The sequence below is a fragment of the Leptospira fluminis genome, assembly GCF_004771275.1.
Lineage (GTDB): Bacteria > Spirochaetota > Leptospiria > Leptospirales > Leptospiraceae > Leptospira_B > Leptospira_B fluminis.
In genome coordinates this window covers 1-15,694 of the sequence record NZ_RQEV01000012.1, presented here as the reverse complement: position 1 = coordinate 15,694, position 15,694 = coordinate 1, and the positions used below count along the sequence as shown (strand labels likewise).

The 15,694-nt window shown below is 47.5% G+C and carries 14 protein-coding genes; 5 read left to right on the top strand and 9 right to left on the bottom strand.

The window, feature by feature from the left end; genetic code table 11:
• Position 1: 1 nt before the first annotated feature.
• Positions 2-886 carry a 4-hydroxy-tetrahydrodipicolinate synthase gene (dapA, locus tag EHO61_RS12000; RefSeq protein ID WP_135813837.1) on the bottom strand — a complete coding sequence of 295 codons (885 nt, stop codon included), beginning with the start codon at positions 884-886 and terminating at the stop codon, positions 2-4.
• Between the two features lie 135 nt (positions 887-1,021).
• Between dapA and EHO61_RS11995 the strand changes: the two genes are divergently transcribed.
• A complete protein-coding gene (locus EHO61_RS11995; RefSeq protein WP_135813836.1) occupies positions 1,022-2,032 on the top strand; it encodes an MraY family glycosyltransferase in 1,011 nt (336 codons plus the stop codon).
• 43 nt (positions 2,033-2,075) lie between these two features.
• A complete protein-coding gene (locus tag EHO61_RS11990) occupies positions 2,076-2,528 on the top strand; it encodes a MarR family winged helix-turn-helix transcriptional regulator (RefSeq protein ID WP_135813835.1) in 453 nt (150 codons plus the stop codon).
• 2 nt (positions 2,529-2,530) lie between these two features.
• On the opposite strand, the gene EHO61_RS11985 is transcribed toward EHO61_RS11990, so the two are convergent.
• From EHO61_RS11985 to EHO61_RS11960, 6 genes are all read right to left on the bottom strand, one after another.
• Positions 2,531-3,301 carry an enoyl-CoA hydratase/isomerase family protein gene (locus EHO61_RS11985; protein ID WP_135813834.1) on the bottom strand — a complete coding sequence of 257 codons (771 nt, stop codon included), beginning with the start codon at positions 3,299-3,301 and terminating at the stop codon, positions 2,531-2,533.
• A gap of 76 nt (positions 3,302-3,377) precedes the next feature.
• On the bottom strand, positions 3,378-3,878 hold the full coding sequence (locus tag EHO61_RS11980; protein ID WP_167884875.1) for a tetratricopeptide repeat protein: 501 nt from the start codon (positions 3,876-3,878) through the stop codon (positions 3,378-3,380).
• A gap of 160 nt (positions 3,879-4,038) precedes the next feature.
• Positions 4,039-7,107 carry an efflux RND transporter permease subunit gene (locus tag EHO61_RS11975; protein WP_135813833.1) on the bottom strand — a complete coding sequence of 1,023 codons (3,069 nt, stop codon included), beginning with the start codon at positions 7,105-7,107 and terminating at the stop codon, positions 4,039-4,041.
• Positions 7,108-7,138: 31 nt separating this feature from the next.
• Entirely contained in the window at positions 7,139-8,257 is a 1,119-nt protein-coding gene (locus tag EHO61_RS11970) for an efflux RND transporter periplasmic adaptor subunit (RefSeq protein ID WP_135813832.1), read from the bottom strand.
• Positions 8,254-9,549, bottom strand: a complete 1,296-nt coding sequence (locus EHO61_RS11965) for a TolC family protein (protein ID WP_135813831.1) — start codon at positions 9,547-9,549, stop codon at positions 8,254-8,256. The genes EHO61_RS11970 and EHO61_RS11965 overlap by 4 nt, the downstream gene beginning before the upstream one ends.
• An 8-nt stretch (positions 9,550-9,557) precedes the next feature.
• Positions 9,558-10,685, bottom strand: a complete 1,128-nt coding sequence (locus tag EHO61_RS11960) for a hypothetical protein (RefSeq protein ID WP_135813830.1) — start codon at positions 10,683-10,685, stop codon at positions 9,558-9,560.
• Between the two features lie 383 nt (positions 10,686-11,068).
• Between EHO61_RS11960 and EHO61_RS11955 the strand changes: the two genes are divergently transcribed.
• From EHO61_RS11955 to EHO61_RS11945, 3 genes are read left to right on the top strand one after another with little or no spacing between them, the layout of a single operon-like run.
• On the top strand, positions 11,069-11,749 hold the full coding sequence (locus EHO61_RS11955; RefSeq protein WP_135813829.1) for a response regulator transcription factor: 681 nt from the start codon (positions 11,069-11,071) through the stop codon (positions 11,747-11,749).
• A gap of 3 nt (positions 11,750-11,752) precedes the next feature.
• Positions 11,753-13,123, top strand: coding sequence for an ATP-binding protein (locus EHO61_RS11950; RefSeq protein ID WP_135813828.1), 1,371 nt, complete (start codon positions 11,753-11,755; stop codon positions 13,121-13,123).
• 35 nt (positions 13,124-13,158) lie between these two features.
• The gene (locus tag EHO61_RS11945) at positions 13,159-13,872 is read left to right on the top strand and encodes an MgtC/SapB family protein (protein ID WP_135813827.1); all 714 of its coding nucleotides are present in this window, start codon (positions 13,159-13,161) and stop codon (positions 13,870-13,872) included.
• Positions 13,873-13,901: 29 nt separating this feature from the next.
• Here the strand turns inward: EHO61_RS11945 and EHO61_RS11940 are convergent, their stop codons facing one another.
• Positions 13,902-14,819, bottom strand: a complete 918-nt coding sequence (locus tag EHO61_RS11940) for a hypothetical protein (protein ID WP_135813826.1) — start codon at positions 14,817-14,819, stop codon at positions 13,902-13,904.
• Positions 14,820-15,101: 282 nt separating this feature from the next.
• Positions 15,102-15,389, bottom strand: a complete 288-nt coding sequence (locus tag EHO61_RS11935) for a hypothetical protein (protein ID WP_135813825.1) — start codon at positions 15,387-15,389, stop codon at positions 15,102-15,104.
• Positions 15,390-15,694 lie beyond the last annotated feature (305 nt).

Here is a 15,694-nt window from a genome sequence, read left to right as displayed (position 1 = left end):
CTTAATTATAACCTTTCTCGATCAAGGCGGCGACGGTCTTTTTCAATTTTTCCGCCGCGGCATTTTGGGACAGCGGAGTCAGCGGAAGACGGATCTCCGGACTGCAATGTCCTTGCCAGCTCATGGCAGCCTTGATCGGAATCGGATTCGTTTCCGTAAATGCCAATGCGAACAAATCCAAAAAATCGTAATGGATACGTCTAGCGGTCGTTAGGTCTCCTTTACGGAAGCAATCCACCAACCGAACCAGGCTGGATGGAAATAAGTTCGAAATCACGGAAACCACTCCGACTCCGCCGACCGCTAAAAGAGGAAGGGTAAGGTTATCGTCTCCGGAAAGCACGGTCATCTTGTCTCCGACAAGGGAAATCAACTTGGACATCTGGCCCAGATCTCCCGTCGCCTCTTTCATGGATCGGATACGCGGGTGCTCCGAAAGCCTAAGAACCGTCTCGGGCAAAAGATTCACACCGGTGCGTCCCGGAATATTGTACAGCATGATCGGCACGGAAGAATGATCGGCGACTTCCTTAAAATGCAGAAACATTCCTTCTTGGGTGGGTTTATTGTAATAGGGATTCACTTGCAGGATCCCGTCCACCCCGTCCTTGCAAGCGGCTTCCGTCAGTTCCACCGCCTCTCTCGTAGAATTGGATCCGGTTCCAGCCACGACCTGGATCCTCTTATCGACAGTCCGGACAGTCTCCCGAATGAGTTCCGCATGCTCTTCGTGGGATAGAGTCGGCGACTCCCCGGTCGTTCCGCAAGGTACCACGCCGCTCACGCCTCCCAATATCTGCTTTTCCAAGAGTGAAAAATAAGCGTCGTAATCTATTTTTCCGTTTCGAAAAGGGGTGATGATGGCCGTATAAACGCCTTGAAACATAATTTGTAAATTCCTTAGCCCGGGAGGATTTGGCAATAAAAATACCCTCGGATTTCCCTTCCGCGCAGCTTCCCCGGTTTAGGAACAGGATTCCGAGTTGCCTGGAGTCCGTCCGTCGCAATTCTGGGTTTGTCGATGCACGTTTCTACGGAACTTCTGGTCTATTATTCCGCGACTTTTTTACTCTCCTTAGGTCTATGCAGACTTTATATAGGTTCGAAACGGATTTCGATTTCGGACATTCCGAACGAACGTAGCATGCACCAGGCCGCGACCAAAAAATCGGGAGGGATCTGGATCTTTTTTTCTTCCAGCCTGATTCTAATCGTATGGAGCTATTTCGGCCGTTCCGAATTTCCCCTGCATTGGTGGACGGGAGTCTTTTTCTTTTTTTTGGTCGGATTCGGGGACGACGTAAAGGGCTTAAGCCCGTATTTGCGCTTCGGGGCTGAGTTCGTATTCCTGGTCGCTTGGATCGGCTTGGCTCCGTTCCGGATCTCTTTGTTCGGAATGGACCTAGGAGTTTCGCCCGGAGGTTACGGAGAGATCGCGCTCATTTCTCTTTACCTTCTGTTTTTCGTGAACCTCTGCAATTTTATGGACGGTTTGGACACCTACCTCGTATCCAATCTCGTATTTACCGCCTTTGCGACGATCCTCTTGACCGGTAACGATTTACCCTTTTCTTATCTATCCATCTTTGCCGCATTGTTCGGCTTTTTGGCGTGGAATCTTCCCAAGGCGAAATTGTTTTTAGGAGATTCCGGTTCCCTATTTTTAGGCTTTGCTCTGGGTGCACTTCCCTTCTACGTCCAAGGCAAGAAGCCGTTCGAAGTTTCCGATTTGTTCTTCTTGGCCCCCGTATTTTTTACGGACGGCTTACTTACGATCTTCGTTAGGCTGAAAAAAAAGGAGAATATTTTCCAAGCCCATCGCATTCATTTGTACCAGCTTTTTGCGGTCCGCACCCACCGCAAAGGATGGGTCGCGCTCCTATTTACTCTTGCGAACATTCCCGCTCTCCTTGCTTGGGCTTATCTTCCGAGATACTGGTCCTTTTTTGTCTCACTGGTTTTGTATTCCGCGGCGTATTCGTATTTCAGAAGATCCGTATCTAAAGCTCCCCTTTTCGAGAAGAATCCGTAGATCACTTGACGAACTTAGGGCGGAATAAAATCCTCTCGGAGTCATGTCCTCCTCGGGAAGGTTTCATTCCGTCAAATATCTTCCTCGCCTCGCGGAATTTCTGAACAACGAAATCGAGAAGGGCTTAAAGGAAGTGGAGGATTTACAAAGTCTTTCCGCGTCTCATTTCGAAATCCTGACCTTTCTACTTCGAAAGCAGAAGACGAATATGTCCTTGATCGCCAGAGCGATCCATAGAAAAAAACCCACCGTCACCGTGCTAGTCGGCAAATTGGAAGAGTTAGGTCTGGTAAAAAGATACTCTTCGGAAGAGGACAAAAGAGAGACGAACATAGAACTTACCAGAAAAGGCAAATCTCTCAAGAGAACCGCGTCCAAAATAGGGTCGCGCGTTCTCTCACTGAAACTTTGGGGCTTAAATCCGCAAGAGTCCGAACAACTCTTTGATTTATTAGAAAAAATCTATACTCATCTCAGAAATTCCCGGAACATCTAAGCCTATTTTTCGAACTCGGCTCTTCTTCCCGCCAATGAAGCCGCTACTCCTTCGTGCGCGTCGGGAGTCTTAAGGCTTTCCTTGGTTTTTTCCTTATCATATTTCAATATCTCCGCAAGTTCCCGATTCAGATACCTCATTCCTTCCTTGGAAGCTCCCACCGCGGAGCGGGAATTTTTGGAGAGTTTCTTGGCCAATTTGGAGGACGCTATTTTCAGTTCCGAGGGCGTCTGGTAGACTTCGTCCAACAAACCGATCTCTAACGCTTCCGAACCTTTGTACATTTCCCCGGAAATGATATGCTGCTCCGTCTCCTTCCAGCCTACGATATTCGCAAGCATCCGAGCAACGGAAGCCGGGACTCGAATTCCGATCTTGACTTCGGGAAGCCCCATCCTAAGATTCGGGAGTCCCATGCGAAAATCGCTGGCAATCGCGATCATCGCACCGTACCCTATCGCATGTCCTCCGACTTCGGCGATAACGGGTGAAGGAAAAAAATAAATCTTTTCCAATATTCCGAAAAAATGATTTAGAAATGGGGACAAATCCTTGCGACTCTCCTCCGAACTCAATTCCGAAAGGTTCAAACCTTGGGAAAAGACACCTTCCCGATCGCTAGCGATCACGAGTGCACTCAACTTGGATTTTGCCGCGCCGTCCAGAACTTCCTCTAGCTTACGGAACTCCGCCAAGGTAAAGCTATTCCTTTCATCGGTATTTAGTCCGATTCTCCCTATGCTGTCCTCGACCGCAAATCGAATGGAATCCATCGCCACCCCCCATTTAGTTAGATATCTTACTATTTAGACCGAAAAAATCTTGTAAAGGAATTTTCTCCGCTGGATTTCAGTTATACCTTGCCATTAATTTTTTCAATCCGAGCAGCGCAGGTTCGTAATCGGGATCGATTTTCAATGCGGCTTCGAATTCCTTTTTGGCCCGATCCAGGTATCCAAGGCTTTCCCAACAACAACCTTCGTTGAAATACGGATAGATCCGGACTTCATATCTAGGTGCGGACTTCGCCTTTTGTAACCAGGGAACCGCGTCCAAAAACTTCTTCTGTTGCATCAGATAGACGCCTATGTCATTGTACGGATTTCCGAGCTTGGGATCCGTATCTATGGCGCGGTGACAATATTCGATCGCCTTTTCCGTTTTGCCTGCCAAGGAATAGACCCAGCCGAGAAACGTCCAGGCCTCGGCGGTAGGACGAAGGGAAAGGCTTTTCCTGTAGTAAAAAGAGGCCTTCTTTAGATCCCCTTCCGTTTGGAATTTGTATCCTTCCAAAAAGTACTGCTTTGCGTCCTCGTTCTCTCCGAATGCCCGTAAATACATGGGGTGGATCATTCAACCTTCTCCTCTACCGCACGAGTCCAAAGCTCGGATTCATTTGCGAACTTTACATATCCGGGAAAAAAGGCTTAGGAAGTTCATTCGGTCGCCGTTCCGGGCAGTCTAGGCTAGAAGACATATGTTTACCAGTATTTTTTTAGATGCCTACGGATTACTTCCTACCTAGAAAGACAGTCTCCAGACGGTAATAGATGGCAGGGATAATGAACAAAGTCATCCCGGTGGCGGTAAACAATCCGTATACGATCACGGTAGCCAAAGGTCTTTGCACATCGCTTCCGATTCCCGTCGCGAGGGAAGCAGGTAACAATCCCAAGGCGGCGACAGTTGCCGTCATTAAAATCGGCCTTAATCTGCTCGTGGCGCCTTGGATCACCAAATCTTTCAAAGGGAGCCCCTTACTTTTGAGTTCGTTCAGATGCGAAACCATGATCACTCCGTTCTGGATCGCGACTCCGAACAAGGCGATGAACCCCACCGAACTGGAAACGTTCAAGGTCATCCCCCTCACTATGAGCGCGATAAGTCCGCCCAATAACGCGGCGGGAACGATCAAAAGAAGGAGAGTAGCGTGCCTGAAATTTCCGAACGCGGCATAAAGAAGGACGAACATCACGGAGATCACTAACGGAACGATGATGGCGAGTCTTTTATTGGCCCTTTCCTGGTTTTCCAGCTGACCTCCCCAGACGATCTGGTATTTCTCGGAATCGAATCGGACGTTTTGCTCTATGTTCTCCTTGGCTTCCTTAACGAAAGAAGAAAGATCCCGTCCGCTTAGGTTCACTTTCACGGTCAAGTGCCTGCGATTTCCTTCCCGGGTGATCGTACTTTCCCCCGTGGTCAATTTTACTTCCGCGACCTGGAATATCGGGATCTTGGCTCCGTTAGGCGCGGTTAAGGTCAGGTTTCCGATGGCCTCCGGCGTATTTCGGAATCTCTCCGCATAACGCACGGTGATATCATATCTCTTCTCCCCGATGAAAAGTTCGCCGATAGCCTGCCCTCCGATCGCGTCTTCCACAAGATCCGATACGTCCGAAACGTTTAGACTGTATCTTGCGGCGATTTCCCTGTCGATACGCACCTGGATTTGAGGCAAAGGAGGTTCCTGATCGATCCCGACGTCCGAGGCGCCTTGGGTGGATCTCAGTTGGCCCATCACCTTCTTCGTCAGTTCCCTGGTTTCCCGAAAATCCTCGCCGTAAACTTTCAGAACCAACTCGCTATGAGCTCCGGCGATCTTATCATTGACGTTATCTATCATAGGCTGGGAAAAACTGACGATGTATCCGGGAAGAGTCGCATATTTTTTTCTCAACTCGCCTATGAGTTCGCGTTTGATCCTGCCGCTTTTCCAGGTATCGTAAGGTTTCAGTCCGATGGAAGCCTCTATATGGGAAGGAGTCCAAGAGTCGGTTCCATCGTCGTTCCTTCCGAGCTGAGTCACCATGTGGGAGACCTCTTCGAATTTCAAGGTTTCATGACGCAACTCGTCCGCCATTTCGGAACCCTTCGCGATGGAAATTCCCGGGGGAAGCTGTACCTGTAGCCAGATCGATCCCTCGTCCAATTCGGGAAGGAAGTCCTTTCCGATAAAGATTCCTAAAAAAATCGTCAGAACCAATGCGCCTCCGAAATAACGGAAGGCTTTTTTCGGGGAATCGAGAGTGGACTCTATTATGGATTTATACTTTTCGGAAAGTCTTTCCAGCCATCGGTTGTGATAGAGTTTCTGGGGCTTTCGGTACATGATATACGCCAGACCGGGAATCAAAGTCAAGGCCACTAAAAGGGCGCCCGCAAGCGCATAGCCGACGGTATAGGCCATAGGAGTGAATAATTTCTTTTCTATCCTTTCGAACGCGAACAGGGGAAAATATGCGGTGATAATGATGATCGTCGCAAAGAAAATCGGTTTCGCCACTCCTGCAGTCACCGTCGCGATGTCCGTGACGGTAAGCGTCCGATCCGGATCCTCTTCCCTCGCTTTCAAAACGCTTTCCATCATCACGATGGCCCCGTCGACGATGATGCCGAAGTCTATTGCTCCCATGGAAAGAAGGTTTGCCGGAATCTTGGTGAAGTTCATCAGGATAAAAGCGATGAGGAGAGAAACCGGAATCGTGATCGCGACCAGTACCGCTCCCCGCACATTCCCCAAAAAAACCACGAGTACGATGATCACCAAAGCGATCCCTTCCGTTAAGGTTTTGGACACAGTACTCAAAGTAGTCTTTACGAGATCCGTCCGGTCCATATACGGAACCAGCTTAACGTCCTTCGGAAGCAGGCCGTTATTCAGCTCCGCCACCTTTTCGTGAATCCCCTTCAGCACTACGCTGGGGTTCTGGTATCTTAACAGGAGTACGATTCCGGAGACCACGTCGGGATTCGAATCCTTACCCGCGATCCCCTTTCTCTCCAGGTTACCGTATTTCAGTTCCCCCAAATCCTTTAGATAAATGGGAACTCCTTTGTTCGACTCGACTACGATATTCCCGAGATCCGAAAGCGACCGGATCCGGCCGATTCCTCGGACCACATATCCTAGATCCCCCATTTTCAGAAGACTGCCGCCGGAATTCGTATTATTTTTTTGTACTGTATCGATGACCTGAGAGAGGGAGACACCGAATTGGGTCAGACGATTCGGATCGATCTCCAATTGGAACTGCGTGGTAATCCCGCCGAAGTTGGAGATGTCCGCGACTCCGGGCACCTGCTTCAGCTTGGGAATGACCAACCACTTCTGCAGTTCGCGCAATTCCCGGACGTCCTTGGAATTCGATTCCAACGTGTATCTGAAAATCTCGCCGATGGGGGAAGTAAGCGGATCCAATTCCGGTTTTGCGCCGGAAGGAAGAGACACCCCTTCTATCCTTTCCTTGATCCTTTGCCGAGACCAATAATCCTCCACTCCCTCCTGAAATACGAGAGTGATGATCGAAAGTCCGAACGTACTTTTGCTCCTCATCACCGACAAACCGGGAGTCCCGTTCAGCGCCCTTTCCAACGGAATGGTGATCTGCTCCTCGATTTCCTCCGCGGCCCGACCGGGGAATTGCGTGATCACCTGAGACGTCACGTCCGCGATATCGGGATAAGCCTCGACCGAAAGTTGCTGCCAAGAATAGAATCCGAAAACGCAAAGCAGAATAAAAAGCGCTATGATTAAGATTCTTTTGGAAATCGTCGAGTTTAAGTAATTGAAGATCATTTTATAAACCGTTCTTCCGGAATTTCCGGAGCTATTTCATTTTTAGAAGATAAAAAGTACCTTCCGTGATGATCTCGTCACCGTCCGCAATTCCGTCGGTGACCACGATCTCGTCCTGAAAAGAATCGGAGTCGTCCGTTATGATTTCCCTTTTTTCGAAATTCCCGTCGGATATTTTCAGAAACACGAATTTCTTATCGTTTTCCTGAATGATGGATTTTGCGGGAATGAGAAGCGCCTTGCCCACTTTCGACCGGAAGGTCACGCTGGCAAACATGCCGGGTTTCATTTTTCTCTGAGGATTGTCGAATCCGACCCGAACTTTCACCGTTCTAGTTTCCACGTCCAGAATATCGTCTATATACAGTACTTTTCCCTCGAAGCGATCTTCCGGGTAGGCGGATATACGGGCAATGGCGTCCTCCCCTTCCGCGAGAAAACGGATATCTTTTTCCCTCACGTTCGCCGTGATCCAGACGCTGGATAGGTCCGCGATGGTGATTAGGTTTTGGTTAGGATCGTTATGATATTCCCCGGGAGCCAATCCCATGGAGATCACTCTTCCTCGGATCGGAGAATACACCTTCAAGGGCTCGCCCAGGCTGGTTTTTTCGGGATCTATATTATATATTTTTAATCGTGCTTCCGCCTGTTTCAACTGGCTCTTTGCGACTTCGAAGTTCGTCTTCGTCTGTTCTACGTCCTTCTTCATCCCTACGCCGTTATCGAAAAGGTCCTTTTGGCGGTTCATATTGATCTCCGCTTGTATGATCTCGGCTTTTGCACTGAGATAGTCCTTCTGCGCTTGCGCCAGTTCCGGAGAGTCTATCGTAAACAGAACCTGTCCGGGCTTCACCGTGTCCCCGAGCTTGACATATATATTGATGATTCTCCCCACCAAAGGAGGGGTCACCTTCGCCATCTTCGTGGAGTTGGCCTCGACAGAAGCGGGGGCCTGGACCTCCTTTCGGAAATCCTTCAACTTGATCAGGCCTGTGGCCAATCTTCCGCGAAGAGTGGAATTTTCCGGCAGTGAAATCCTGTTCCCGTCTACAATGAAGTCCTCCGGAAACGGCTCCTGTTTTTTCGCCTTCTTACATGAGGCGAGCACGATCAAAAGAACGGGAAGGAATTTTATAAAAGTTTTCATAGTTCTATTTCCCAAATGCCCGCCGCTCTTTGGAGTTCGACCACTTTGATGGCGTAGTTTTTTAGGTCTTGGTAATACGTGAAATATACGCTGTTCAACATTCTCTGCGCGTTCAACACGTCGAATAAGGAGGCATTTCCCCTTTGGAAACTGTACAGCCTTCCCTTATACACTTTTTCAGCGTCGGTTAATATGCTCGAATTATAGATTTTCAATTGTTCGCTGGCGAGCTGGTACTGGAGATAAGCGCGTTTAACGTCCACTTCCGCCTTCAACTTAGCGGCCTCTAGGTCCACTTCCGATTGGCTGATCCGATGCCTAGCCGCTTCCAAATCCCCGGTATACATGTTCGAAATCGGCATGGTGACTCCGAAAAAGTAAGTCAACGCGTAGTACGAGGGAGAAGGTCCCGTCGCGTTCGTGGATCTAGTATAAAAGTTATTCGCCACTTCGAAATTGAAGTTCGGCACCCGATCCGCTATCGTTAATTTCTGGTTGTTGCCGGCGGCGACCTTGTTGTATCTCGCGGCGATCACATCCGGCCGTTTTTCAAGAGCATGACGGATCAATTCTTCCATGTCGTATTTCTTAACTTGAATATTCAAATTCCCTTTCGGATAAAAAAGAGAACCTCTGTCCTTTCTGCACATCAGTTGGTTCATCGCCAACAAGGCCGCCTTCAGGTCCGACTGGGAGGTCAATAAATCGTTCTTCATCAGGTTCGCTTCGATCGCGGCCTGGGTCACGTCCGTTTCGGAAGCGTCCCCGAATTTCAACTTGATGGCGGTGGAATCCACCAATTGCTGGAGACTGCGGAGGGACTCCTCTTTCCTTTGAATGGTCAAAAGGATGGAAAGAGAATTCGCGTACGTGATCGTGGCATCCGCCCTCAGTTGGAGTAGAAAATCCGCAAACAATGCTCTGGATTGGTCCGCTAAACTGGTGGCCAGATTGATCCTCGCGGACCGCTTTCCTCCGAGCTCTACGGTACCTTGGAAACCGGCATACCATTGTTGGGGAAGATGTTTATTGGAAATGTCCGCGGACTGGTTCCCGACCACGAAGTTCGGATTCGGAAATTTTCTGGCGACATCGATCTGTGCCTCGGAAATATTCACCCCGTATTTTCTGGATGCGAGCTCGTAATTGTTGTTCAATACATCGCTCAAATAATCCCCGAAAGGAATCTCCGGATTGGAGGAACCGATGGCGAGAGGATCCTGCCCAAAGGAAGGGGAAGGAAACGTTCCGAGGAAAAATAAGGAGAAACCGATAAAAGCGCTCTTTTTCATCTTTATCTTCAGAATTGTATCGGATAATACAACGTAAAAGAAACGTTAACTATATCCGCCTTAAATCCGTGGTCGGCGGAAAAAGACGGAATCCCCAGAGTCATCTTTCCTTTTAACCCGTACACCATGGGAGTCTCGAAGAAAAGCATGAATCCTGTCCCTATCGCGTTTTTTTGCTGGATCTTCTTTTTAGGATAAACACTGAGAACGAGCGCAGTCATCGGATCCACTCCCCAAAAATTCACCAGATTCTCGTATGTGATCAAATCCGACTTTCGCGGGGAATAGCCTTGAGCCATCAGGAATGCCGCTAAGGTAGGAGTATCCAATTTTTGCGAATTCAGAAGGAAGGCTGACTGCACAGGGAGATCCACCACTCCCGATAAAATATTATAGGCGGTCAAGGTCTGTATGTACGCGGAGGAATGAAACCCAGTACTCGGGTCCGCCGATAAGGACGCGATCAAAGGTTGGTACCTGTTCTTGATATACATGTCCCCGCTTTCGTTCACCACGGAAACTCCCACGCCCCCGCCGAACCGAAAACCGTCCGAATTCGGCCTTCCCCAAAAAAAGGCCGGCAGCAGGATGGAATAATATCCGTTAGCGTTCGTTCCTACGTCCTCTCGTTTGGTCCGGTTTTGGAGTCTGGTATTGATGAAGTTATCCAAACCGTAGTTCGTAGCGCTCACGTTATCCGGAATCGAATCCATCTCCTGGTTGTCGAAGCTGAATGTGGTCGTATGACTCAGAAGCTGTACGCCGAAATATTCGGCAAGAGCCAAATCTCGAGACTTGAGTTCCAAAAAAAGATTCGGTTTCACATAATGACCTTGGGTCTGCAAGGCAACATAGTCGTGACGCCGAACGGAACCCGTGGCGTGAGAAAAACCCAGCCCGATATTGACGGAAAAATATTTCGTCCTGTATTTTTCTTCGGCAGTATCCTTTCTCTTCTGCTTGTCCGCTAGACTTTCCGAGGTATATTCCTGGATCATGTCGTCCCACTTCGAAGCGGGAGATTGGTCCGGTGCAACTTGCGCGTTCAGATTGGAAACAAATACCAAACGCCACAGTAAGAAACACAGTGCAAACGCCTTCAGAATCGGAAGAAATCCGGAAAGAGGAATTCGCATCCAAGATCCGCGGTTTTGGAAAGCGTAAAAAAGGGAAAACGAAGACGGATATCTGCGAAGAAGAAACATTTCGACCGCTAAAATAAGATATTAATACTTGGGTTTCCGAGAACGGCTACTCGCAAAGCCATCAAAATACGTCGAGCCGTCGGAGCGATTTCTTTTCGGTTTTTCCTGGAAATACGCCAATTAAAATTTCCTTAGAAGGTCTTTAGAATTTTATTAGAGAAAATCCGATCAAAAACGGATCAAAAAATCGATCGCGCAAGATCGATAGACTTTCAGCAAAAAACAGTATTTCAATTTACGATTCTTCAACCTCGATAAATTGTATTATTATAATCTTATTTTGCCGTAAAAGCGGAAAACTTAGAGTTATTTGAATGCATATATTGGTAATAGAAGACGACGTTCGAGTCTCCGAATTGATCAAACGAGGACTGGAAGAGGAAGGCTTCTCCATATCCACCGCATACGACGGGGAAATGGCGAGTAGAATCGCCGTACAAAACGACTTCGACCTGATCATCGCCGACATCATACTTCCGAAAATGAACGGAATCGAGTTATGCAAAATCATTCGAAATTCCAAGCCGGAAATTCCGATCATTATGCTCACTGCCTTGGGAACGACGGACGACAAGGTGGAAGGATTCGACGCCGGAGCGGACGATTATCTGGTAAAGCCCTTCGATTTTAGGGAACTTCTGGCGAGAATCAAGGCGCTTCTAAAAAGGAACCAAGCCCCTCCGAAATATCCGGGAGATTTATTGAAGTATTCGGATCTGGAAATGGACCTGAAGACCAAAATAGTACGCCGGGGAGGAAAAGAGATAGATCTTACCCCGAAGGAGTTCAAATTTCTCGAATTTCTGATGCGGAACCCGGACAGAGTCCTTTCCCGGGCCGAAATCTCCGAAAAAGTCTGGGAAACCTCCTTCGATACGGGCACGAATTTTATAGACGTGTACGTGAACTATCTTAGAAAAAAGATAGATAACGATTTTGAAGCGAAGCTCATACATACCAAACCTGGAATGGGATTCATCTTCAAAGAAGGCTGATCCGTGAAACTAAGGAATAAACTGACCCTAATCTTCTCCTCCATAGTGGCGGTTCTTTTACTCTTCTTCGCGGTATCCATTTATATTACCTATTCCGAAGATAGGGAGGAGGAATTTTACAAAAGACTAAAACAACTCGGAATGACCAAAGCCGATCTGCTCATCGGCGCCAAGATCCACCCTCAATCGCTGCAGTTGATCTACGCAAGCGCACCGAACTCCTATTTTCAGGATGAGGTCGCGATCTACGACAAAGATTTCAACCTTCTATACCACGACTCTTCCGATAACGACAAAGTCAAAGAATCCAAGGAAATGTTCGAGCGGATTCTCAAGGAAAAGGAAATCCATTTTTACACGGATTCCGTTCAAGCCGTGGGATTCGTATACCATCACAGCGGGTCGGACTACATAATAACCGCCGCCGCAGTGGACGGATACGGATTGGCTATCCTGAAAAAGTTCAAATACAAACTCGCATTCGGATTCCTGATCTGCGTCTCCCTCACCTTCCTAGCAGGCAAAATATTCTCCATCCAAGCTCTCCGACCGGTCACGGATCTAGTCACAAAAACCGAAGAGATCACGGCAAAGAACCTGGACCTCCGCGTAAACGAAGGAAACGGAAAGGACGAGATTTCCAAACTAGCGAGAACGTTGAACAGGATGCTGGATCGATTGGAAAAATCCTTCGAATCACAAAAACATTTCGTGTCCCATATCTCCCACGAATTGCGGACCCCCCTATCCGCATTGATCACCGAACTGGAAATATCCAAGAACAAGGACAGAGGGGTAAGGGAGTACAAGCAAACGATCGCTTCGGCTTTGGAAGACGCCAAAAAGATCGTTCGCTTAATAAACGGACTGCTGGATTTGGCCAAGGCCAATTACGATTCGTCCGAAATAGGATTCAAATCCCTGCGTCTAGACGAGATCCTGCTGGACGCGCGACAGGAATTGATCAAACAAAACGCAAATTACAGCCTGAACCTTCATTTCGCGAGCGATTTCGGAGACGATCTGGACTTCATATCCATTCTTGGAAACGAGTATCTTTTAAAAGTGGCATTTTCCAATCTGATGGAAAACGGATGCAAATTTTCCGAAAACAAACAATCCACGGTTTCCATAAATCATTTTAAGGAAAAAACGATTCTTACTTTTACGGACAACGGAGTCGGAATCCGGGAATCCGAGATTCCCAAAATCTTCGATTCGTTTTATAGAGGTTTTAATTCCAATTTCGCTTCGGGTAACGGAATTGGATTAGCCTTAGTGAGTCGGATCGTGCAATTGCACGGAGGAACGATCACGGTAAAATCCGAGGAAGGCTCGGGCTCCTCTTTTATCGTGGAGCTTCCGCACAGATAACGATAAAATTCGGAATCAGGATATAGAAGATAAAAATGGAAGCCTTTCATAAAATCAATTTCGCTTCTTTGACGGACACTCTCATAAGTTTAGGTGCCGCCTTCGTTTTAGGAGGCCTGATCGGATTAGAGAGGCAGTACAGACAACGGACTGCCGGCCTAAGAACGAACGTCCTTGTAGCCGTCGGAGCCGCCATCTTCGTGGACGCGGCGAATCGTCTCCAAGGACACGAAGGAGCGATTCATGTCATCGCTTATGTGGTTTCGGGAATCGGCTTTTTAGGAGCCGGAGTGATCATGAGAGGAGAAGGAAATGTGCGCGGATTGAATACCGCCGCCACGTTATGGACTTCCGCCGCGGTCGGCGCCTGCGCCGGAGCGGATCTTTTACTGGAAGCTTTTTTAGGTTCCGCATTCATTTTGGCGACCAACACTCTATTACGTCCGATCGTAAACCGCATCAATCGCCAACCTTTGGACACACGATTTGTGGAAGTGACGAATATCGTAAAGATCATCGCCGACCGGGAAAGACATAAGGAGGCCTTGGAATTTCTCGAACAACTTCTGGAGACCAAAGGCTTTCCGATACGCGACCTGATCATAAGTCCGTTCGGGTCCGATTCCGTGGAAATCCAGGCAGTGCTCGTATCCAGTTCCGTAGAAAGCGGCGAGCTCGATTCGCTGATAGAACGTCTTTCCGGTCAGGAAAGTATCGCCCAAGCGTTCTGGACGAGCGCAATGGAGTAAAAAGTCCCGCGACAAAAGACGGGACGGTTCTAGGATTTAAAAAGCGATTTCTTTATATCCTGAATATAACCTTTCAAATAAGAAGGAAAACTTTCCGGATTTCTCCGATGATCGAGGACCAATTTCGATCCGCTATTGTGGAGCACTTTTTCGATTTCATCTTCGAACTTCTTGCATGCCACTTCGAACTGATTCGGATACAGTTTACTTAAGAAAAATCTGTTTATTTCCAGAATCACGCTCGAGATTTTCGGGTGCCTCATTTCTATTCTAAAATCCAGAAGATCCGCATTGAACAGGGAATATTTTTCCAAAGGGATCCAGGTGACCCAGAGAAATATGAGAAGCCCGAAGATGGAAAAAAACGTTAAATGAATTCCCAGTAAAGGCAGAACCAGAGTGAATACGACCGAAACGAATCCCCCTACGGAAACGCCCGTAAACATATAAATCGAATGAAGTCGGACAAAATGCTCTCCTCGGAGGATGTTTCGGATCATCACGAAAAGAGAAACCAAAATGGATCCGATGATATATCCGCAGTACGGAAAGTAATATTGGAAATTTCCCCGGAAAACGCTTTCCCCATTCTCGGCAACGAAAGGGGAAAGCCTCCCTTCCCAGGACAGCCAAAGGAAATATACGATCACGATCGTATGAAGGATCGTAAGTGCCAAAGGAGGGTTCTTCAGATCCATCGGACGGGTATAATTATAAGTGATATAGGTAAGTAAGACAGGAACGAATAACGGAAAAACGGTGATCAATTGGATCATCGTCCATTGGAATCCGGAAAAAAAAGAGTAGTCGCTCCAAAAAAGGGAAAATCCCCAAAAGGACAGGGTGGATGCCATCAAGGCAAAAGCTTTGCTTAAATTGGTACGATGGGAATATTTATAAAAAAAGACCGCCGACCCGAATACGAGTCCGAACATGATGAGTCCCATTCCAACCTACCTAAAAATCAAAAATATTCGGAATCGAAAAAGGAACAATTCGGACATCGGACTGACACCTTCTTTTAACGCCTAAGATAATTTTTAATTCCTGCGTTTTTTTGGCGTCAACCGACTTTTCCTGCCACGCTTCTTTCAGGACCAAAAAATGAAAAAATCCCATAGATTTATCCTAACTGACGGCCCTCCGATTCGAAAAGCTGAAACCCGCAATCGATTCACTCACGTTTTCTTGGAGCCGGACAATCCGAACTCCGGGGTTTCAAATTTCAGTTAAACCCTCTTGCTCTTCAACTTTCCCAGCAGATCGCCGACTCCTACCGCTTTCAACTTCCTCTCCAGTTCGTCGACCTCCTCGACTAACTTCTGCATTTCGGAAAAAACCCGATCGAATTTCTTGTGATAGGAAATCAACTTTGCAAAGAGTCCTTTGATCTGTTTGATCCTTCCGCTGGCACTCAATTTCTCGTGCCGCTTCCGGAACTGCTCCACTTTTTGAATCATCGCGATTTCTTTCTCGGAGAAGCGTAAATTCTGCTGTTTCTTCGCACCAATATCCATAAAACATCAATCCAATTACATTTGTTTTTTATAATATTCAAAGAACTAAAAAAACCGGGGCCTTAAGCCCCGAAAATCTTCGATATCTCTGATACTTATCTTTTAGCGACGTAGCTATTGTAGGTTGATTCGAATCCGATGCTTATAATATGGCTGGATTCGCTTGCAATCTAGAGCAATCTTTGTTACTAACCACGGTCGCGGAGCCGCTCATTACCGAAAATCGAAGCGGAACGCCGCGTCGTGAATCTTTTTTTTCATCATACTTTAGCAACTAAAATACCCCCAATAACGTACAATCAATT